This is a genomic window from Stappia sp. WLB 29 (assembly GCF_023507705.1).
Taxonomy (GTDB): domain Bacteria; phylum Pseudomonadota; class Alphaproteobacteria; order Rhizobiales; family Stappiaceae; genus Stappia.
This window is the reverse complement of record NZ_JALBGD010000002.1, coordinates 278,792-298,441: the sequence shown is the minus strand read 5'-3', so window position 1 is coordinate 298,441 and position 19,650 is coordinate 278,792. Positions and strand designations below refer to the sequence as shown.

The 19,650-nt window shown below is 67.1% G+C and carries 19 protein-coding genes; 1 reads left to right on the top strand and 18 read right to left on the bottom strand.

The annotated features are described in order from the left end of the window. Positions 1-34: 34 nt before the first annotated feature. Complete coding sequence (locus MNI96_RS04755) at positions 35-775, top strand: hypothetical protein (RefSeq protein WP_249690828.1); 741 nt, start codon at positions 35-37, stop codon at positions 773-775. Between the two features lie 15 nt (positions 776-790). Here the strand turns inward: MNI96_RS04755 and MNI96_RS04750 are convergent, their stop codons facing one another. The 18 genes from MNI96_RS04750 to MNI96_RS04665 all read right to left on the bottom strand — a co-directional run bounded on the left by MNI96_RS04750 (position 791) and on the right by MNI96_RS04665 (position 19,478). Further along, positions 791-2,029: an MFS transporter gene (locus tag MNI96_RS04750; RefSeq protein WP_249690826.1), complete on the bottom strand. Its 1,239-nt coding sequence runs from the start codon at positions 2,027-2,029 to the stop codon at positions 791-793. 129 nt (positions 2,030-2,158) lie between these two features. Further along, positions 2,159-3,247: a metal-dependent hydrolase gene (locus MNI96_RS04745; protein WP_249690824.1), complete on the bottom strand. Its 1,089-nt coding sequence runs from the start codon at positions 3,245-3,247 to the stop codon at positions 2,159-2,161. Between the two features lie 153 nt (positions 3,248-3,400). Next, entirely contained in the window at positions 3,401-4,573 is a 1,173-nt protein-coding gene (locus MNI96_RS04740) for a Gfo/Idh/MocA family protein (RefSeq protein ID WP_249690822.1), read from the bottom strand. 39 nt (positions 4,574-4,612) lie between these two features. Further along, positions 4,613-5,668 (bottom strand): sugar phosphate isomerase/epimerase family protein, encoded by a 1,056-nt coding sequence (locus MNI96_RS04735; RefSeq protein WP_249690820.1) that lies wholly within the window; start codon positions 5,666-5,668, stop codon positions 4,613-4,615. A 79-nt stretch (positions 5,669-5,747) separates the two neighbouring features. After that, positions 5,748-6,737 carry a dihydroxyacetone kinase subunit DhaK gene (dhaK, locus tag MNI96_RS04730; protein ID WP_249690817.1) on the bottom strand — a complete coding sequence of 330 codons (990 nt, stop codon included), beginning with the start codon at positions 6,735-6,737 and terminating at the stop codon, positions 5,748-5,750. A gap of 18 nt (positions 6,738-6,755) precedes the next feature. After that, complete coding sequence (locus tag MNI96_RS04725) at positions 6,756-7,202, bottom strand: hypothetical protein (RefSeq protein WP_249690815.1); 447 nt, start codon at positions 7,200-7,202, stop codon at positions 6,756-6,758. Further along, positions 7,195-8,814 (bottom strand): phosphoenolpyruvate--protein phosphotransferase, encoded by a 1,620-nt coding sequence (gene ptsP, locus MNI96_RS04720; protein ID WP_249690813.1) that lies wholly within the window; start codon positions 8,812-8,814, stop codon positions 7,195-7,197. Before ptsP ends, MNI96_RS04725 begins: the two co-directional genes overlap by 8 nt. Before the next feature lie 4 nt (positions 8,815-8,818). Beyond that, the gene (locus tag MNI96_RS04715; protein ID WP_249690811.1) at positions 8,819-9,121 is read right to left on the bottom strand and encodes an HPr family phosphocarrier protein; all 303 of its coding nucleotides are present in this window, start codon (positions 9,119-9,121) and stop codon (positions 8,819-8,821) included. 11 nt (positions 9,122-9,132) lie between these two features. Further along, entirely contained in the window at positions 9,133-9,522 is a 390-nt protein-coding gene (dhaM, locus tag MNI96_RS04710) for a dihydroxyacetone kinase phosphoryl donor subunit DhaM (protein ID WP_249690809.1), read from the bottom strand. After that, complete coding sequence (gene dhaL, locus MNI96_RS04705; RefSeq protein WP_249690806.1) at positions 9,519-10,127, bottom strand: dihydroxyacetone kinase subunit DhaL; 609 nt, start codon at positions 10,125-10,127, stop codon at positions 9,519-9,521. The genes dhaM and dhaL overlap by 4 nt, the downstream gene beginning before the upstream one ends. Beyond that, positions 10,128-11,141: an ABC transporter ATP-binding protein gene (locus MNI96_RS04700; protein WP_249690805.1), complete on the bottom strand. Its 1,014-nt coding sequence runs from the start codon at positions 11,139-11,141 to the stop codon at positions 10,128-10,130. It abuts the gene before it with no gap. 4 nt (positions 11,142-11,145) lie between these two features. Next, the gene (locus MNI96_RS04695) at positions 11,146-12,261 is read right to left on the bottom strand and encodes an ABC transporter ATP-binding protein (protein ID WP_249690800.1); all 1,116 of its coding nucleotides are present in this window, start codon (positions 12,259-12,261) and stop codon (positions 11,146-11,148) included. Positions 12,262-12,267: 6 nt separating this feature from the next. After that, the gene (locus MNI96_RS04690; RefSeq protein WP_249691391.1) at positions 12,268-12,567 is read right to left on the bottom strand and encodes a hypothetical protein; all 300 of its coding nucleotides are present in this window, start codon (positions 12,565-12,567) and stop codon (positions 12,268-12,270) included. Further along, positions 12,564-13,514, bottom strand: a complete 951-nt coding sequence (locus tag MNI96_RS04685) for a carbohydrate ABC transporter permease (protein WP_067218941.1) — start codon at positions 13,512-13,514, stop codon at positions 12,564-12,566. The genes MNI96_RS04690 and MNI96_RS04685 overlap by 4 nt, the downstream gene beginning before the upstream one ends. After that, positions 13,511-14,473: a carbohydrate ABC transporter permease gene (locus MNI96_RS04680; protein ID WP_249690799.1), complete on the bottom strand. Its 963-nt coding sequence runs from the start codon at positions 14,471-14,473 to the stop codon at positions 13,511-13,513. Before MNI96_RS04680 ends, MNI96_RS04685 begins: the two co-directional genes overlap by 4 nt. Positions 14,474-14,673: 200 nt before the next feature. Continuing rightward, entirely contained in the window at positions 14,674-15,954 is a 1,281-nt protein-coding gene (locus MNI96_RS04675) for an extracellular solute-binding protein (protein WP_249691370.1), read from the bottom strand. Between the two features lie 466 nt (positions 15,955-16,420). Beyond that, positions 16,421-18,538, bottom strand: a complete 2,118-nt coding sequence (locus tag MNI96_RS04670; RefSeq protein ID WP_502960301.1) for a 3-hydroxyacyl-CoA dehydrogenase NAD-binding domain-containing protein — start codon at positions 18,536-18,538, stop codon at positions 16,421-16,423. 112 nt (positions 18,539-18,650) lie between these two features. Next, on the bottom strand, positions 18,651-19,478 hold the full coding sequence (locus MNI96_RS04665) for a 2-keto-4-pentenoate hydratase (RefSeq protein ID WP_249690797.1): 828 nt from the start codon (positions 19,476-19,478) through the stop codon (positions 18,651-18,653). Positions 19,479-19,650: the final 172 nt, after the last annotated feature.

Sequence of the window (19,650 nt, the reverse complement as noted above, 5' to 3'; positions counted from 1 at the left end):
CAAGGACTGGACGAACACAAGACCCGGGACTGCCATGCGCCAGACCACCCTTTGCCTCGGCTTCGGCCTGCTCGCCGGCCTCGGCCCGGCCGCAGCACTGGCCGACTATGTCGTCATCGCCGCCAGCGGGGCGTCCGGCGGCTATTCCGCCGGGACCGAAATCGCCGACGACCAGCAGATCGACCTGCCCCAAGGCGCAAGGCTGACCCTGATCGAGCGCAGTGGCCGCATGGTCACGCTGGAGGGGCTGTTTTCCGGCACGGTTCCCGCGCCGGGCGAGACAGGCGAAAGCGAGACTCCCTCCACCGGATGGGATGCCCTGAAACGGCTGGTGGGCTCGGCCGAAGCCAGTTCCACGGTGCTCGGCGCGGCTCGCGCCGGCGCCGGCGACATCCCCCCGCCGCCCGGCGTATGGGACCTCAGCACCGACAGCTCAGGACCCCGGTGCGTCCGCAAGGGCCAGTTGACGCTCTGGCGAAAGCAGGCGAACGAGAGCGAGAAGGTCTCGGCGAGAAGCGCCGCCGGCCGTCACGACGGCATCGTCTGGAAGGAGGGCGAACATCGGCTCGCCCTGCCCGAAGGCATGGCGATGGAGGACGGCCGCATAGTCGTCTCCGTTGCCGGCGAGCTTCGGGATTTTGAGCTTTCGGTGATGCCCGAGACGCTTGCCGGGGCTCCGGGAGGACAATTGCTTGGCTGGCTCGCCGAACACAACTGCCGTCGCCAGGCGCTCGCCTTGATCGCGCGTCTGCATGCCGGCGAGACCGCCGACTGACGGAATAGCAGCGGCTCAGGCGGCGGCGGCCAACCGACGTGGACGCCCGCTCTTCAGCAGGATCAGAACGATCACCGCGATGTTGAGCATATTCCAGGCAATGCCGTTGAGGAACGCCGCCTGGTAGGACGCCGTCAGGTCGTAGATCCAGCCCGACATCCAGCCGCCCAGCGCCATGCCGACGATGGTCGCGGTGATCACCGCGCCGACCCGGCGCCCGGCTTCGCGGGCGGGCAGGTATTCACGTACCACTATGGCGTAGCTGGAGACGATGCCGCCCTGCGACAGGCCGAAGATCAGCGACACCAGGTAGAGCGAGGCGAGCCCGTCATAGGGGATGTAGAGGAACAGCGCGAGACACTGCAGGACGGCCCCGATCAGCAATGTCCGCAAGCCGCCGATCTTGTCGGCCAGCACGCCGGAGATCAGCCGACTGGCGATGCCGCCGGCCAGCATCAGGGAGAGCATCTCCGCCCCGCGCGCCACCCCGTAGCCGAGATCGACACAGTAAGCGACGATATGCACCTGCGGCATCGACATGGCGACGCAGCAGCCGAGCCCGGCAAGGATCAGCAGGAATTGCAGCGCACCCGGAGACAGCGGCGTCGTGCGCACCGGCGGCGGCGGCTCGACATGTCGGGCACCAGTGGCCATATGCGGCGCCGGTCGCCGCAGCAGGAAGGTCAGCGGCACCAGCACGGCAAGGCAGACGCAACCTGCGAGAATATAGGCCCCACGCCAGCCGTATTCGGTCATTGCCGCCTGTAGCACCAGCGGCCAGATCGCTCCGGCAAAATAGTTGCCCGAGGCGGTCGCGGAGACGGCGAGGCCACGCCGTTTGGCGAACCAGTGAGAGACATCCGCCAACAGGGGTCCGAAGGTCGCCGCAGAGCCGAAGCCGATCATCGCCCCTTGCAGCACGGTGAAGATCCAGATCGAACTCGCCTGCGAGGCCAGCAGGAAGCCGGACCCGAGCAACACGGATGCCAGCGCCAGCGGCACCATGACGCCGAGGCGGTCGACGAAGCGGCCGATGAACAGATTGCCGAGTGCGAAGCCGATCATGGTCGCCGTATAGGGCAGCGAGGCATCCGCCCGGTCGACGCCGAACTCGCGCTCCACCGCCGGCAGCACAACGACCACGGACCACATGCCAGCCCCGCCGATGGTGGCGAGGAACATGGAAAGCCCCAGCCGTGCCCAGGCATAGCTGCTGTCGACACCGCCCGTGTCGTGGGTCTCGCTTCCCTGCATGGCGTGAGCGTCCTTCCCGGCTGCCCGCATGTCTCCCGCATGCAGACTTTTTCAACCGGTTACTACCCTATGAGGGGGCTTTCAACGCCTATCCGCGTCGCCCCAGAGTGACGTCGCGGCACGAAGTCGTTAGCAGGCGCGGGCCTGGCGAGGGTCGGCAGCCTCCTTCTCCGCAAGCACCGCTTCGGCGGCCTGCGCCTCCGCCGGGCGCAGGAACGGCCGGCCCCACAGCCGTGCCAGCAGCCAGTCGCCATCGCCCTCGCTGGAGCGCCGGTGGGACATGTCCCGCTCCGGAACGATAGGCATATATCCGGCCCCGCCCCGCTCGGCGATGGCAAAGCGGAAGACATAGGCCGGCGTCAGGCCCATGCGCAGGTCGGAGACGACAAGCCGGTTCCCCAGTTCCTCGATGCGCAGATAGCCGCGGCTGAACCAGTCGAGCTTGGCAAAGGCGGGATTGGCCGCAAGGCATTCGGCAAACCTGCCGCCCCGGTCGTGGGTGTAGATCGTCGGCGGCCCGTCCGCATCGAGCAGCGACAGGTAGAGATTGTGGTAGCGTTCGTCCTCCATGCCGATCACCTTCCACACCACCGTGTTGAAGGGGGCGGCGATGGCGAAGACCCGGTCCGGCACGATCCCGGCTTCCGCGAAGAGGCGGCTTGCGCGCGCCTCCATATGCGCCTGCAATCCGACTGTCAGCGCCATGTACGCCGTGCTGAGCACCAGCGCAGCGGTGTTGGCGCGTCCGAACCGAGGCGACCACTCGCGCCGGGCCAAGGCCCAGATAGCGACGACGAGCAGCGGCAGGGTGTAGAGTGGATCGATGATGAAGATTGAGCCGACGCCGACCGGGTCCGGGAAGATCGGCCAGAACAGCCGCGTCCCGTAGACCGTCATCGCGTCGATCAGGGCATGGGTGGCAAAGCAGAGATAGACCGTCAGCCAGACGAGCAGGCGCTGCTGGCGCAACGAGCGGAACAGCCGCACCAGCACCTCGCCGAAGACCGGCGCGGCCAGTGCCTGGATGAACAGCGAATGCGTCGCCCCGCGATGCAGGACAAAGCTGTCGACCGGATCGGCAAAGGGCAGCAGGACATCGAGATCCGGCAATGTGCCGAGCACGCCGCCGACCAGTGCCGCCTTGCGCGGGCCGAGGGTCTTGCCGAGGCAGGCGGTCGAGACGGCGGCACCGAGCACAAACTGAGTAAGGGAATCCATGGGTGGGTCTTGTCCAGGGCAGGCACGAGAGCGGCGCGGCAGAGGCGATCTCCACCGCACCGCCCGCGCCATTCGGCAGCGTTGCGTCCTCACATAGGGCCGGCGCGCATCAGCCGCCAGTGTGAATGACGGCCCGCCAGGGCGAGGCCAGCCCTACAGCGAAATCCACCGGCCGTTCGCGCGCGAGGACCGCACACAGGCATCGATGAAGGCCATGCCGGCAAGCCCGTCCGAAATACCGGGATAGAGCACCTCAGGCCCCGCCGGCTTGCCGGTCCGTGCCGCACGGATCGCATGCGCGGCTTCCTGGTAGATCGTCGCAAAGCCTTCCAGATAGCCCTCCGGATGGCCGGCCGGCACGCGGGTAATCCGGCCGGCCGCCGCACCGGCCCCCGCCCCGCCGCGAGTGATCAGCCGCTTGGGCTCGCCGAAGGGCGTGAACCACAGATGGTTAGGCTGCTCCTGCTCCCACTCCAGCCCGCCCTTCTCGCCATAGATGCGCAGGCGCAGACCGTTCTCGTTGCCCGGCGCCACCTGGCTCGCCCACAGCATGCCGCGCGCACCGCCCCTGAAGCGCAGCATCACCTGGACGTTGTCGTCGAGACGCCGCCCCTCCACGAAGGTGGTCAGCTCGGCGGACAGTTCCGCGAGTTCGAGGCCGGAGACGAAGCAGGCGAGATTGTAGGCATGGGTGCCGATGTCGCCCACACACCCGCCGGCCCCCGAGCGCTGCGGATCGGTGCGCCAGTCCGCCTGCTTCTGCCCGCTCGCCTCGAGCCGCTCGGTCAGCCAGTCCTGCGGATATTCCGCCTGCACCACACGGATTGTGCCGAGCTCCCCGGCGGCGATCATCTCGCGCGCCTGCCGGATCATCGGGTAGCCGGTGTAGTTGTGGGTGAGCACGAAGAGAGCGCCGGAGGCCTGGGCGAGCGCCGCAAGCTTCTTCGCATCGGCCATCGTTGAGGTCAGCGGCTTGTCGCAGATGACGTGGATGCCGCGCTTCAGGAACTCGCGCGCTGCCGGGTAGTGCATGTGGTTCGGTGTGACGATGGCCACCGCCTCGATGCCGTCCTTCAGCCGCGCCTCGCGCTTGGCCATCTCCGCGAACGAGCCGTAGCTGCGGTCGGGCGCCAGGCCGAGCGCAGCAGCCGACGCCTTTGCCCGCTCCGGGTCGGACGACAGCGCACCTGCCACCAGCTCGAACTGACCGTCCAGCCGCGCCGCCATGCGGTGCACGCCGCCGATAAAAGCGCCCTCGCCGCCGCCCACCATGCCGAGGCGGATCCGTCCTCCGCCCCGTGTTTCCTGTCCTGCCTCGATCGCCATCGCTGCCTTCCTCCCGTTGCTGGCGCTCTCGCAGCGCCGTCAGTCGATCCCCAGCATGCGCCGGTTCGCCGCCTCGTCCGCCCCGCCGGCCGCGAAGTCGTCGAATGCCTTCTCGGTCACCCGAATGATATGACCGGCGATAAAGGGAGCGCCTTCCGCCGCACCGTCCTCGGGGTGCTTGAGGCAGCATTCCCATTCCAGAACGGCCCAGGAATCGTAGTCGTAGGCCGCAAGCTTGGAGAAGATGCCGGCGAAATCGACCTGCCCGTCGCCGAGCGACCGGAATCGCGCGGCCCGGTTCACCCACGACTGGTAGCCGGAATAGACACCCTGCCGGCCGTCCGGATTGAACTCCGCATCCTTGACGTGAAACGCCTTGATCCGCTCATGATAGATGTCGATGAAGGCGAGATAGTCGAGCTGCTGCAGCACGAAATGCGAGGGGTCGTAGTTGATGCAGCAGCGCGGATGGTCGCCCACCGCCTCCAGGAACATTTCGAAAGTCGCCCCGTCGAAAATGTCCTCACCTGGGTGGATCTCGTAGCAAAGATCGACGCCGGCCTCGTCATAGGCATCCAGGATCGGGCGCCAGCGGCGGGCCAGTTCGGCAAAGGCGGTCTCGACCAGCCCCGCCGGGCGCTGCGGCCACGGATAGACATAGGGCCAGGCCAGCGCACCGGGGAACGAGACGCTCGCGCCGAGGCCGAGCCGGCGAGAGGCTTTGGCCGCCTTGTGCATCTGGTCGGTCGCCCATTCCTGCCGCGCCTTCGGATTGCCGCGCACATGCGGCGCGGCAAAACCGTCGAAGGCCGCGTCATAGGCGGGGTTCACGGCAACCAGCTGGCCCTGCAGGTGGGTGGAAAGCTCGGTGATCTCGACGCCCGCCTCCCGGCAGATGCCGGCGACCTCATCGCAATAGTCCTGGCTGTCGGCCGCCTTGTCGAGATCGAACAACCGCCCGTCCCAAGTGGGCATCTGCACGCCCTTGTAGCCGAGCGAGGCGGCCCAGCCGGCAATCTCGCCCAATGAGTTGAAGGGCGCCGTGTCACCGGCGAACTGTGCCAGGAAAATCCCCGGTCCTTTCATCGTCTTCATCGTCTCGTCTCCTCCCGTCTTGTGGCCTTGTCGCTTGTGATCGTGCCCGCCCGAAACCCGCTCTCGCAGCTCTTGCGCCTCACATCCCCCAGCGCAGCGCGGCCGTATGAACCGGTGCGTCCCAGAGTGCCTTCAACTCCTCGTCCAACACCGTGACCGTCAGCGAACAGCCCGCCATGTCCAGCGACGTCACGTAATTGCCGACCAGCGAGCGGGCGATGGACAGGCCCGCGGCCTCCACCTTGCCCGCCGCCGCGTCGTACATGACGTAGAGCTCCATCGCCGGTGTCGCGCCGAAGCCGTTGACGAAGAGCAGCACCTCGCCGCGCGCCGCATCGCCGAGATCCTTGAGGATGGCACCGATCATCTCGGCGGCGATGTCGTCTGCGCTGGCCAGCTTGACGCGGCGACGCCCCGGCTCCCCGTGAATGCCGACGCCCATCTCCATCTCGTCCTCGCCGATCTCGAACATCGGCTTGCCAGCGGCCGGCACCGTGCAGCTTGTCAACGCCACGCCCATGGACCGGGTGCGGGCATTGACCTTGTCGCCCAAGGCCTTCAGCGCCGCGAGATCGCGCCCCTCCTCGGCCGCGGCCCCGACGATCTTCTCCACCACCAGCGTGCCGGCGACGCCGCGCCGGCCGGTCGTGTAGAGCGAGTCCTCGACGGCAACGTCATCATTGGTCAGAACGGTGGCGACCTCACCGGAAGCCATCTCGGCCGCCATCTCGAAGTTCATGACGTCGCCCTCGTAGTTCTTCACGATAAAGAGGGCACCGGCACCGGTATCCACCGCCTCGACCGCCGCCAGCATCTGGTCCGGCGTCGGCGAGGTGAACACCTGGCCCGGACAGGCCGCATCCAGCATGCCATGGCCCACCAACCCGCCATGCAGCGGCTCGTGGCCCGATCCGCCGCCGGAGACCAGCGCCACCTTGCCGGCTTTAAGGTCCTTGCGGCGGACGAATTTCAGCTCTTCGCCGGCAACGAGAATGTCGCGATGCGCCCGGCAGAACCCGTTGAGGCTGTCGGTAAGCACGGTGTCGACGGAATTGATCAGCTTCTTCATCGCTTCCTCCCGAAAGGCTTATTGGGTCGCGGCCTCGTCGCCATCCTCCTCCAGCAGGTCGGCGAGGTCGCGAATGACGTTGTCGAGCAGGACGTCCAGCCGCCGGTTGCGTTCCGGGTCGCCGAGATCGGGCAGCAGCAGCGTTCGCGCCCTCAGCTTCGGCCCCCGGTCGGCCAGCGACTGGCGTCGGGGGTGCGCCACCGCATAGGCTTCCAGGAAAGCCTCGCGCTCGCGCGGCGAGAAGTGGCAGACCTCGAGGATCGGCTCGATATGCGCCGCCGGGATCGGCGTCGAATAGGCCGGGTTGGTGATCTGCGAGACGAAGCTCCGGTTCTTGCCCAGCACGGCGGCGATCCGCTGCCGCGTCCCCGAGGGGCGCTTGTCCAGCACCTTCTGCAGTACCGCTTTGTAGACGGCTACCAGTTGCGCGCTCTCGGGCGCCGGGGTCTCGGGCGGTCTAGCCATCGTCGCCAAGCCGCATTCCGGCAATCGCCGCCTTGACCCTGGCAAGGGCCGCCGGGGCGACCGACACCCGCCGCAGCCCGCAGGCGAGCAGCTTGGGCAAAACGGCGAGGTCGCTGCCCGCGTCGCCGCACAGGCCGACCGGCAAGCCCGCCGTCGCGCCGCCTCGCAAGGTCGAGGCGACAAGCGCCAGCACCGCCGGGTCGTCGGCCCGTCCGAGCGCCGCCACGTCCGGCGAATCCCGCCCCGCGGCCAGCACGTATTGCGTCAGATCGTTGGAGCCGATGGAGAAGAACGCAGCCGCAGCGAAGCGCTCGGGCGTCACCGCGACGGCCGGCACCTCGACCATGATGCCGAGCGGCGGTCGTACCGCCTCGTATCCCTCGGAACGAAGCTCGGCGACGCACCCGTCCAGCAGCCGCGCCGCCTCCGCGATCTCCTCCGGCACGGAGACCATCGGCAGCATCACCTGCAGATTGCCGTGGCACCCCGCGCGCGCCAGCGCCCGCAACTGGACGCGAAAGACATCCGGCCGCCGCAGAGACAGCCGGATTCCCCGGCATCCGAGGAACGGGTTGCTCTCCTCGACCGTCAGGCCGGGCACCGGCTTGTCGCCGCCGGCGTCCAGCGTGCGGATGGTGACGCTGCGCCCGCCGGCCCATTCCAGCACCTTGCGATAGGCGCGGTACTGGCTGTCCTCGTCCGGCAGACCGCCGGGGCCGTGAAAGAGAAACTCGGTCCGCATCAGGCCGATGCCGTCGCAATGGGCGGGATCGAGCGTGTCGATCTCCGCTGGCGCCGCAACGTTGATCATCACCGAGACCGGCACGCCGCAGGCCGTCACTGCCGGCCTGCCAAGATAGGTTTTCGCTGCCTCCGCCTCCCGGGCAAGCGCCTGTGCCAGCGAGGCATGCTGCCGGCGCGCCACCTCGTCCGGATTGAAGCGGACGCGGCCGCTGTCGCCGTCGACCAGCGCCTCCTTGAGGTCGCTCGTGTCGAAGGCGCCGAGCCCCGTCACCATCGGCACACCGCGTGCCCGCGCCAGCATCGCCACATGGCTGGAGGGGCTGCCTTCCGCAAGGACGATGCCGCCACCGGCGGACCAGTCCGTCTCCAGGAAGCGCGTCGGCGTGAGATCGGTGCCCACAAGAACCGCGCCCGCTGCGGCTACGGCCGCGCCCTCCTCGCCCGACAGCGCCCTCAGCACCCGCTCGCGGATATCGGCAAGGTCGGCGGAGCGGGCGCGGAAATACTCGTCGTCCGAGGCTCGATAATCGGCAATTGCGGCATCGAGAGCCCCAGCAAAGGCGGCAGCTGCCGAGGCCCCGCCGGCAATCGCCGCGCGGGCCGGCGCGGTCAGTTCCTCGTCTTCCAGCATCGCCAGCTGGAACTCGAGCATTTCCGCCGCTTCCGCGTCGACCGTCTCCATCAGGCCTGCGATCTGCGCCGAGGCCGTCTCCAGCGCCTGTAACAGGCGCGCGGCTTCCGCGTCCGGATCGCCTGCCGGACGCGTCCCCGCCACGACTCTGTCGACCACCACGACGGGACCGGCCGCAAGGCCGGGAGAGGCCGCTCTGCCGACAAGCTCCGGTCCCGGTGCTGGCGCTCCTGTCATACCCTCACTCCGCCTCGCCCGCGGCTCCGGTCTCGAAGTCGTTGCGCACCAGCGCCACCAGCGCGTCGAGCGCGGTGCGCGCATCCTCGCCGGCAGCGCGAAAATGCAGGACGGTACCCTTCGGCGCCCGCGCCGCCATCACCTTGACGATGCTCTTGGCATCGATCCAAGGACCGTCCGGCCCCGAGCTCACCTCGATGCGCGACTGAAAGGTCTTGGCCAGCTTGGTCAGCTTCACCGACGGACGGGCATGCAGCCCGACTTCGTGTTCCAGCAGGACCTCGGCGGTCAGCGCCACTTCGCTCATTTCCATTGTCCTCACAGCGCCGAAAGCTCTTCCGCGGTCCGGCGAACCTCCTGCAGCGACGCACCGCCCGAAGCCTCGGTCGCGGCGATCACCGCGCCCTCGACGATCGGCGCGTTGCACACCACCACCTTGCCGCCGCGTTCGGGCGGCAGCATCTCGACAGCCATCTCGGAATTGGTCTCGGCCCCGCCGAGATCGACGAGCATCGCGACGCCCGCCTCCGACCACGCCTTGTCGATGGCCGCCAGGATCGCCTCGACGCTGGTGCCGAGGCCTCCGTCCGGATCGCCGCCGCACCAGGCGAGCGGCACCTCGTCGCCGACCATCTGGCGCACCATGTCGGCGGTGCCTTCCGCAACCAGGGGCGAATGCGACACGATGACGATGCCGACATTGCTCATTTTACGTCTCCAAGCTGTGCAGCAACCGCCTCGATGATGATCAGGCTCGACCGGGCGCCGGGATCGATGTGACCGATCGACCGCTCCCCCAGGAACGAGGCGCGCCCCTTGGTGGCGAGCATGTCCTTCGTCGCCGCACAGGCCTTGCGCGCGACCTCCGCGACCTCGGCCGGCGAGCGGCCGGCGGCCAGCGCCTCCGACACGGGCACCAGCACGTCGAGCATGGTCTTCTGCCCGGTGCTCGCCTTGCCGCGCGCCATCACCGCCTCGATGGCCGTCTGCAGCGCGGCGGCAACGCCCTCGCGCGTCGGCGGCATGTCCAGCGACTTGCCGAGCGTCATGAACAACGTGCCGTAGAGCGGCCCCGAGGCGCCGCCCACCTTCAGCACCAGCTGCATACCGGCCGCCTTCAGCGCATCGTTCCATGGCTTGGCACTCAACGCATCCAGCTCACCCAGCACGGCCTGCATGCCGCGCTTCATGTTGTGACCGTGATCGCCGTCGCCGACGGCGGCATCCAGCTCGGTCAACTCGTCGGCATGGGCGATGATCGCCTGCGCCACCGCCTCGAAAATCTCCCGCAAACGGGGATCCGTATCGCTCATCTATCTGATCCGGTTTCCGTCTTCATCGAAGTAGAGTGGCGAGACCGCCTCGACGCGGATCGCCTCGCCGGCGACAAGGCGGCTTGCAGGATCCGCCAGCGTCGTCAGCCGGAAGTCGCCGATCCTGATATGGAGATGGTTCTGGTCGCCCAGATGCTCGACCCAGTCGAGCCGGGCGTTGGCGCTTGCCCCATCCGCGACCTCGATCCGCAAGTGCTCGGTCCGTGCGCCCAGCGAAAAAGCGGCGCCCGGCGCATTCACTACCGGGATCACGCCCATCGGCAGCACGTTGATCGCCGGCTGGCCGAGACGGGCGGCGACATACACATTGTCCGGATCCTCGTAGATCTGGCGCGGCGTGCCGATCTGCACCAGCCGCCCCTCCGACAGGAGGCCGATCCGATCCGCCATGGTCATCGCCTCGATCTGGTCATGGGTGACATAGAGGATCGTTGCTGCGAGCTCGCGCTGGATCCGCTTCAGCTCCAGCCGCAGGTCGGCCCGCAGCTTGGCATCCAGCGAGGAGAGCGGCTCGTCCATCAGGAAGATCGAGGGCTGGCGCACCAAGGCCCGGCCGATGGCGACGCGCTGCATTTCGCCGCCCGACAGCTGGGTGGAGCGGTTGCCGAGCTTGTGGCCGATGCGCAGCATGCTTGCCACCGTCTCGACCGTGCGCCGGATCTCGTCCTCCGGCACGCGCCGCGCCGGCGAGCGCAGCGGGAACGCCAGATTGTCGAAGACGCTGAGATGAGGATAGAGCGAATATTGCTGGAAGACGAAAGCGACGTCCCGTCCGGCCGGCGGCACGCGGGTGATGTCTTGCCCATCGATATGGATGGAGCCGCGATCCGGCGTCTCCAGCCCGGCGATCAGCCGCAGCGTCGTCGTCTTGCCCGCCCCCGTCGGCCCGAGCAGGACCACGAATTCGCCGCTGGCAATGGTGAGCGAGAGATCGTCGACCGCCCGGGTGCGACCGAACTGCTTGGCAATTCCCGAAAGGGCAACGCTTGCCATGGTCTCAGCCTCCCGTCCCGTTGCGCAGGACCGCTCCCGCATCGTCGCGCGCGCTCGCCAGTGCCCGGCCGCTCGAGCGGTCGAACAGCGACAGGCGTGCAGTGTCGAAGGTCAAGCCGACAGACTCCCCCTCGCGCACCGGCACGTCGGCCGCGACCCGCGCTTTCAACCGCGCCGTGCCGAGCAGGAGCGTAACGATCTGCGTGGTGCCGAGATATTCCGCACCGATCACCTCGCCCCGCAGCGCCGAGGCATCGTCGAACCGCACGTGCTCGGGTCGCATGCCGACGACCAGGGCACCGGCCTCGACTTCTTCCCGCAGCTCGGGAATGGCGACCTCTACCCCGCTGAGGCGGACCCGGGCATCGCCGGCCGCATGCCCGCCCTCCACATTGAGAAAGTTCATCGGCGGCGAGCCGATGAAGTCGGCGACGAACATGGTGGCCGGGCGGTCGTAGATTTCCTGCGGGTGGCCGAACTGCTCGATGACGCCGTGGTTCATCACCGCGATCTTGTCGGCCATGGCCATCGCTTCCACCTGGTCGTGGGTGACATAGACCGTCGTCGCCCCGATCGAATTGTGGAGCTCGCGCAACTCGCGCACCATCAGGTCTCGAAATTCGCTGTCCAGCGTACCGAGCGGCTCGTCCATCATGAAAGCCTTGGGCCGGCGCACGATGGCCCGGCCCAGCGCCACCCGCTGGCGGTCGCCTCCGGCAAGTCCCGAGACCGGCCGGTCGAGGATGTGGTCGATGCGCAGCAACCGCGCCGTCTCGTCCACCCGAGTGCGGATCTCCTGTCGCGGCATGCCCTGGCAGATCAGCGGAAATGCCATGTTCCGCCGCACGTTCATGTGCGGATAGAGCGCGAAAAGCTGAAACACGAAGGCGATGTCGCGATGCGAGGCGCGGTTGAACGTGACATCCTCGCCGCCGAGGAAGATCCGCCCGGAGGTCGGCAGCTCCAGCCCCGCGATCATCCGCAGCGTCGTCGTCTTGCCGCAGCCCGACGGGCCGAGCATGACGAAGAACTCGCCGTCCGCCACGGTGAAATCGGAATTCTTCACCGCGGTGAAGTCGCCGAAATTTTTCCTGAGGGCTTCGACCCTGATCTCCGCCATGGCTGACTATTCCGGAAAGTGGCTGACGACGATGAACATCACGGTGCCGGTCAGGATCGTGACGAAGGAATAGGTGAAAAGCGCTAGGGCGAAGGGCTGCATCAGCATCACCACGCCGAGGCCGATCAGCACCGTCGCCAGCAGCTCCCACGGCCCCCGACGGAAAATCCGCGGCCCGGACGACCCGGCCGTCGCAGTTCCCGCCCTTTCGCGCCCCGGCGGATGTGCCCGCTGGTGGGCGATGCGAGCGCGCGCCGCCTCCAGGCCGCTTTCGGCCGCCGGCTTGGTTGGCTGTGACCCGGTCATTTGCGCACCGCTCCGAAGGTGATGCCCCTGAGCAGATGCTTGCGCAGGAGGATGGTGAAAACGAGCACGGGAAGCAGGAACAGGGTGACGCCCGCGCCGATGGCCGGCCAGTCGAGCCCGCCCTCGCCGATGATCGTCGGGATGAAGGGCGGCGCCGTCTGCGCGGTGCCGGAAGTCAGCAACAGCGCGAAGGCATATTCGTTCCAGGCGAAGATCAGGCAGAAGATCGCCGTCGCAGCGATACCTGTCGACATCTGCGGCAGCACCACCTTCACGAAGGCCTGGAGGCGCGTATAGCCGTCGATCAGCGCCGCCTCCTCGTATTCGCGCGGGATCTCGTCGACGAAACCCTTCAGCAGCCAGACGGAGAGCGACACGTTGACCGCCGTGTAGAGGATGATCATGCCCAGATGCGTGTCGGACAGGCCCAGCGTCCGGTACATGAGGAAGATCGGGATTGCGACCGCGATCGGCGGCATCATCCGCGTCGACAGGATGAAGAAAAGCAGATCATCGGCCAGCGGCACGCGGAACCGCGAGAAGGCATAGGCGGCGAGCGTCCCGAGGAAGACCGACAGGAAGGTCGAGCCGAAGCCGATGATCACCGAGTTGAGGAACCGCTCGCCGAATTTGGACGGGCCGGCAATCACCATCTGCCGCGAGCGCACAAGTTCCTCGTACCAGGTCTGCGGCGGCGGCAGGCTCTCCATGTATTCCGGAGTCTGGCGCGTGCGGGTCGTGAACAGGTTCACATAGCCTTCCAGCGAGGGCTCGAAGACGACCTTCGGCGGATAGGAGATCGAGTCCGGCGGCGTCTTGAAGCCGGTCAGGAAGATCCAGGCCAGCGGCACCATCGTCACCAGCGCGTAGACGATCACCAGCGTTCCGGCGACGGTCCGCGTCAGGCGGCTCGGCTCCACGACCGAATGGGCGGTAGAGGTGCTCATCTGCTCTTCACCGTGTTGAGAGCCTTGACGTAGATGTTGGCCGCGCCGAACACCGTGACGAAGAGAATAATCGCGAAGGCGGAGGACAGGCCTGTCCGCCACTTCTCGAACGCCTCGCGCTTGAGATTGATCGAGGCGAGTTCAGTGACCGAACCGGGACCGCCGGAAGTCAGCTCGACGACCAGATCGAACATCTTGAAGTTCTCGATCGATCGGAACAGCACCGCGAGCATCAGGAACGGCATCACCATCGGCAGGGTGATAGACCAGAAGGTGCGGAAGGGTCCGGCCCTGTCGACCTCGGCCGCCTCGTAGATGTAGTCGGGGATCGAGCGCAGGCCGGCGAGGCAGATCAGCATCGTGTAGGGCGTCCACATCCAGGTATCGACGATGACGATGGCCCAGGGCGCCAGATTGACGCTGCCGATCATCTGGAAGGACGAGGGGTCGGCTCCGGTGAAGAAACTGATGACGTAGTTGAACAGGCCGATCTGCGGCTGGTACAGGAAGGTCCAGAAGTTGCCGACGACGGCCGGCGACAGCATCATCGGCAACAGGATGATCGTCGTCCACACGCCGTGACCGCGGAAATTCTTGTTGATCAGCCAGGCCAGCGCGAAGCCGATCAGCACCTGGAAGAACATCGTCCAGAACAGGAAATGCGCGGTCACCAGCATGTTGTGCCAGATGTCCGCATCCGTCAGCACCCGCTCGTAATTGCGCAGACCTACCCACTCCACCGCGCGGTTGAGCCGGTTGGCGCGATAGTCTGTGAAGGACAGGTAGACCGTCCAGATCAGCGGGAAGACGTTGATCGCCAGCAGCAGCACGATGGTCGGTGCGATGAAGAGCCAGGCAATCGCCTTGTCCGACAGGCCGCGCACCTTGCGGGCAATGCCGGGCGGCGTGCTGCGGGCGAGCCGGTCGGCGGCACGCTGGCTGATCTGCGTTTGAGACATGGTCGGGTTCCGCATGGTCGGCGGCAGGCGCCTTGGCTTGCCGGACTGGGCTTGCAGGACGTGACGGGCGCGACAGGCACGCGAGGCGGTGTGCCGCCTGGCCTCCTGCCGGACCGGGCGGCGGATGCGGATCCGGGCGGATCCGTCCGCCGTCCGGCCTTCCCGCCGCGGCGTGCTGCGGGAAGGTGCTTCCGAAAGGTCTAGAGCTTGCCTTCGTCCTCGAAGGTCTCGGTCCAGTCCTCGATCAGCTTGTCCAGCGCTTCCTGGGCCGTGCCCTGATCGGCAACGATGTAGTCGTGCAGGCGCTTCTGCATGGCCAGCAGCAATTCGGCATAGGCCGGCTCCTGCCAGAAGTCCTGTACCGCGCCCATCGCCTTCAGGAAGTCGGCCGCAAAGGGCTGGCTGTCCTTGAAGCCGGGATCGTTCAGCACCGAATTGTGGGCGGAGTAGCCGCCGAGCGACCACCACTTGGCCTGCACCGCAGGCTGGGCGAACCACTTGATGTACTTGAGCGCCTCGTCCTTCTTCTCCGAATAGGAGATCACCGAGATGCCCTGGCCGCCCAGCGTCGAGGCCTCCACGTTCTGCTTCGGATTGACGAAGAAGCCGATCTTGTCGCCACCGACCTGCTCGTCCTTATAAAGGCCGGGGAAGAAGGCGAACCAGTTCATCGCCATCGCCACCTGGCCGGACTTGAAGCTGTCGAGGCTCTCCTGCATGTAGCTGTCGGTATAGCCCGGCGCCGTGCAGCACTTGTAGAGCTCCTTGTAGAACTCCAGCGCCTCCACTGCCTCGGGCGAGTTCACCGCGCCTTCCATGTCGTACTTGCCCGGCGTGTTCTCGTACTTGAAACCCCAAGCATAGAGCGCGCCGGTCGCACCCATGGTGATGCCTTCGGAACCGCGCTCGGTGAAGATGTTGATACCGTAGCGCGTCTGCCCGTCGATCTCGCGGCCCTGGAAGAACTTGGCGATCTCCATCAGCTCGCGCTGCGTCTGCGGCGGGGCGAGATCCCGTCCGTACTCCGCCTTGAACGCTTCCTGGATCTCCGGCTTGGAGAACCAGTCCTTGCGATAGAACCAGGCATTGGCATCGCCCATCGCCGGCAGCGCCCAGTAGTTCGGGGTGCCCTTCGGCCAGGTCGAGTAGGCATAGACGGTCGCCGGAGCGAAATCGTCCATGCTGATGCCTTCGGCCTCGAAGAAGTCGTTCAGCTTGACGTAATGGCCATTCTCCGCACCGCCGCCGATCCACTGGCTGTCGCCGATCAGGAGATCGCAGAGCTTGCCGCCCGAGTTCAACTCGTTGAGCATACGGTCGGCGAAATTCGGCCAGGGCACGAACTCGAACTTCATGCCGATACCTGTCTCGGCGGTGAAGTCCTTGGACAGCTCGACCAGCGCGTTGGCCGGGTCCCAGGCGGCCCAGCACAGGGTGATGTCTTCCGCCTGCGCCGATGTCGAGGCGAACCCGCCAAGCATCGTCCCGCACAAAACGGCAGCCCATGTCTTCCGATATCCGTTCACGTGATCCTCCCAAACTTCACGCGGCACTTTTGTCGGAACCGCCCCTCCAGACGGCCGCCGGCCGCACCCGCCTCCCGCGAGAGCGACATCCGTTGTCCGGATGTTTACCGCAGTGTTTAGTAGGAGAACTATAACTAAACAAAGCAAGACAATTCGTTGCTGCAAAGCCACATGCATTCCTTGCATTGCAGCACTGAATACGCGCGAAGGGGGCGTAAAACACCGCCTTGCTTCGCAATTCTTTATCAACTCGACAGGATCAATCCTTCGCTGCCCGAAATAAACAGCCATATGATAATAAACATTTTCCGGGAGATCGCGCGCCGCGCCCGAAAAAAAGCCGGGCCTCATGGAGACCCGGCTTCGGCAAAGACGGCAATCGATCTGGCAGCGCAGCAAGCCGGCACCAGGAAGGGAAGGCTCAATCGCGCTCGTTGAGCCGGGCGAAGGTCTTTCCGTCTTCCGCAAGGCGAAGCAGGAGCGGTGCCGGCTCCCAGAAGAACGCGTCTTCCGTGCTCAGGCGGCGTAACTCGGCAAGCACGGTGTCGAGACCGAGCCTGTCGGCATAGTGCATCGGCCCGCCGCGCCAGCGCGGGAAGCCGTAGCCGGCGAGCATGGTCACGTCGACATCGAGCGGGCGCAGCGCGATGCCTTCCTCGACGATCTTCGCCGCCTCGTTGATCATCGCCGCCATGTAGCGCGAGACGATCTCCTCGTCGGTGAAGCTGCGCGGCACGATGCCCTTGGCCTCGCGCTCGGCTGCGATGATCGCCTCCACCTCCGGGTCCGGACTGCCGCGCCGGACACCCGGCTCGTAGAGATAGTAGCCCCGGCCGGTCTTCTGGCCGAACCAGCCGCGCTCGCAGATCCGGTCCGCGATCCCCACTGTGCGCTCGCGCGGATCGCGTGTCGCCGCCCGCCGCTTGCGCCCTGCCCAGGCGATATCGAGGCCGGCAAGATCGCTGACGGCGAAGGGGCCCATCGGGAAACCGAAGGCAACCAGCGCGGCATCGATCTGGTAGGGGCTCGCCCCGTCCTCGACCATGTAGTCGGCCGCCTTGCGATAGGTGTTGAGCAGCCGGTTGCCGATGAAGCCGTCGCACACGCCGGCGCGCACCGCCACCTTGCGCAGCTTCTTCGCCAGCGCGAAGCCGGTGGCGACCACATCCGCTGCCGTCTTGTCCGCGACCACCACCTCGAGCAGGCGCATGACATGGGCCGGCGAGAAGAAGTGGAAGCCGATCACGTCCTGCGGCCGCGAGGTCACCGCTGCAATCTCGTTGACGTCGAGATAGGACGTGTTGGTGGCAAGGATCGCCCCTACCTTGGCGATGCCGTCGAGCCGCCTAAACACGTCCTTCTTGACGTCCATGTCCTCGAACACCGCCTCGATAACGAGATCGGGCTCGGCGAGCGCCGAATAATCCGTCGCGGTGGAGAAGTCACGCGACAGGATCTGGTCGCGCCGCGCCTCGCTCAGCTTGCCGCGCCGCACGCCGTCGTCCAGCAGCTTGGAAACGATGCCGCGGGCGCGCTCCACGCTCGCCTCGTCCCGCTCCACCAGCGTCACCGGGAGGCCCGCATTCAGCGCCGCGACCGCAATGCCGGACCCCATCGTGCCGCCGCCGATGACACCGATCGAGGCGACCTCGCGCGGGCTCGCCGCCTTCGCTTCCGGGATCTTGGCGACCGCCCGCTCGGCGAAGAAGGCATGGATCAGGCCGGCCCGCTGGTCGGAAGTCATCAGCTCCTTGAAGAGCTCGCGTTCGCGCGCCATTCCCTCGGCGAACGGCAGGTCGTAGGCCGCTTCGATGGCGTCGATGGCCACCAGCGGCGACATCTGCCCGCGCGCCGACTTTTTCGTCTTCGCGCGCCAGTCGGCGAACAGTGCCTCGTCCTTCGCGCCCGGATCGATCTCGTCGGAGCGCCGGCCGGTCGCATCCCCCTCGGCAAGGCGGCGGGCATGGGCAAGGCCGGCCGCCAGCGGGTCGTCCCCGTCGACGACAGCATCGATAATGCCGAGCTTCAGGGCCTCCATCGCGGCCACATGGCGGCCGCTGGTGATCAGGTCGAGTGCGGCGGCAGCGCCCGCAATGCGCGGCAGGCGCTGCGTTCCGCCCGCGCCGGGCAGGATGCCGAGCGTCACTTCCGGCAAGCCGACCTTGGCCGAGGCCAGCGCCACGCGGGCATGACAGCCGAGGGCGACTTCGAGCCCGCCGCCGAGCGCGGTGCCGTGCAGCGCCGCCACCACCGGCTTCTCGCAGGCCTCGATGGCCGCGATCACATCCGGCAGGAAGGGCTCGGCCATCGGCTTGCCGAACTCGCGAATATCCGCGCCGGCGATGAAGGTGCGCCCGGCGCCGTAGATCACGCCCGCGCGCGCCTGATCGTCGCCGGCCAGCCGCACGACGGCCTGCGCAAGGCCGGCCCGCACCGCCTGCGACAGGGCATTGACCGGCGGATTGTCGACCGCGATCACGGCAATGCCGTCCTGAACGGAATAGCGTACGGGATCGGTCACAGGGCAACTCCTTGGCATGTGGCGAGGGCCCGAAGCCTCTTTTCAGGCTCCGGATTTGGGCCGCAGTGTAGGGAGCGGCCCAACTGTTTCAATCCTAAAATATCTGCGCACGGACGTCGCCACGCGCACCTCACCGCGTGAAGGAGATCGCCATGTCGGCAAGCGGCAGCCCGGCGACGCGCGTCTCCCAGGTCTCGCCGGGCGCCACCGGAAAGGCGCGCGTCAGCGTCCCCGTCGTCACCACGTCGCCCGCGGAGACCGTGCTCGCCAGCGCGGTAGCAGGCAGTCCGTCGACCATGGCCTTGAGCGCGCTCAGCGGCCCGCCGAGCACGTTTTCGGCGCGGCCGCTGTCGGCCCGCTCGCCGTTGCGGTGGAGATCCAGCGTGAAGGAGGAGAGCAGACCCAGCCATTCGGCCCGGTTCGCTGCGGTGACCGGCGCGAAGGGGCGGTGGCGCAACAGGCCGTGCAGGGCGAAGGCGGCGACCGTATCGGCCGCCTGGAACCGCCACTCCGGGTAGATCGACTGCACGATCTCGAAGCCGAGCGCCACTCCGTCGATCCGCTCCAGCAACTGCGCTTCCGAAAGGTTCGCCTCGAGCGGCGCGGCGATCCGGAAGACGATTTCCGGCTCGATTCTCGGCTCGACCAGATGGCCGATGGACGTCTCCGCCGCGCCCTGCGCCGGCGCCTCGGCCAGCGTCGTGTCGTAGACCGGCCCCCAGATCGGCGCGTGCACGTCGTACTCGTCCCAGATGGTCCGATTGGTGAAACCGATCTTCCAGCCGCGCGGGGTCTCGCCGCGGGCGATGCGGGCTGCGCGGATTTCGGCCGAGACCTGATAGGCGCGCGCAAGGCCGAAAGCTTTATCCCCGTCGGTGATCGGTGCGCAGGACCCCGCCTCGCCGGCAATCTTCAACAATGCTGCCGCGTGGCTCCTGTCGCCGTCCGAAATCTGCAAGGCCGCTCCTCCCTGTTATCCCCCATTGGTCGGCCGACACGATGGCTGCGCGCCGCCCCCGTGGCAAGTGGCGTGGCAAGGGGTCTCGTCGGTCCGCACAGTGCCCGCCTTTCCGCATGGCTGTCCCCGCGCTATCTTCGCCGCCACGGACACGCGTTGTCGTGACAAAAAT

Bases quoted from the DNA above. Each gene is read 5' to 3' on its own strand.
- ptsP (WP_249690813.1), bottom strand. From the start codon at position 8,814: ATGACAGGAGCGCCAGCACCGGGACCGGAGCTTGTCGGCAGAGCGGCC.
- MNI96_RS04740 (WP_249690822.1), bottom strand. From the start codon at position 4,573: ATGGCGATCGAGGCAGGACAGGAAACACGGGGCGGAGGACGGATCCGC.
- MNI96_RS04745 (WP_249690824.1), bottom strand. From the start codon at position 3,247: ATGGATTCCCTTACTCAGTTTGTGCTCGGTGCCGCCGTCTCGACCGCC.
- MNI96_RS04690 (WP_249691391.1), bottom strand. From the start codon at position 12,567: ATGACCGGGTCACAGCCAACCAAGCCGGCGGCCGAAAGCGGCCTGGAG.
- MNI96_RS04725 (WP_249690815.1), bottom strand. From the start codon at position 7,202: ATGGCTAGACCGCCCGAGACCCCGGCGCCCGAGAGCGCGCAACTGGTA.
- MNI96_RS04750 (WP_249690826.1), bottom strand. From the start codon at position 2,029: ATGCAGGGAAGCGAGACCCACGACACGGGCGGTGTCGACAGCAGCTAT.
- MNI96_RS04670 (WP_502960301.1), bottom strand. From the start codon at position 18,538: ATGCCAAGGAGTTGCCCTGTGACCGATCCCGTACGCTATTCCGTTCAG.
- MNI96_RS04735 (WP_249690820.1), bottom strand. From the start codon at position 5,668: ATGAAGACGATGAAAGGACCGGGGATTTTCCTGGCACAGTTCGCCGGT.
- MNI96_RS04685 (WP_067218941.1), bottom strand. From the start codon at position 13,514: ATGAGCACCTCTACCGCCCATTCGGTCGTGGAGCCGAGCCGCCTGACG.
- dhaK (WP_249690817.1), bottom strand. From the start codon at position 6,737: ATGAAGAAGCTGATCAATTCCGTCGACACCGTGCTTACCGACAGCCTC.
- MNI96_RS04695 (WP_249690800.1), bottom strand. From the start codon at position 12,261: ATGGCGGAGATCAGGGTCGAAGCCCTCAGGAAAAATTTCGGCGACTTC.
- dhaL (WP_249690806.1), bottom strand. From the start codon at position 10,127: ATGAGCGATACGGATCCCCGTTTGCGGGAGATTTTCGAGGCGGTGGCG.
- MNI96_RS04675 (WP_249691370.1), bottom strand. From the start codon at position 15,954: ATGCTTGGCGGGTTCGCCTCGACATCGGCGCAGGCGGAAGACATCACC.
- MNI96_RS04700 (WP_249690805.1), bottom strand. From the start codon at position 11,141: ATGGCAAGCGTTGCCCTTTCGGGAATTGCCAAGCAGTTCGGTCGCACC.
- MNI96_RS04680 (WP_249690799.1), bottom strand. From the start codon at position 14,473: ATGTCTCAAACGCAGATCAGCCAGCGTGCCGCCGACCGGCTCGCCCGC.
- dhaM (WP_249690809.1), bottom strand. From the start codon at position 9,522: ATGAGCAATGTCGGCATCGTCATCGTGTCGCATTCGCCCCTGGTTGCG.
- MNI96_RS04755 (WP_249690828.1), top strand. From the start codon at position 35: ATGCGCCAGACCACCCTTTGCCTCGGCTTCGGCCTGCTCGCCGGCCTC.
- MNI96_RS04715 (WP_249690811.1), bottom strand. From the start codon at position 9,121: ATGAGCGAAGTGGCGCTGACCGCCGAGGTCCTGCTGGAACACGAAGTC.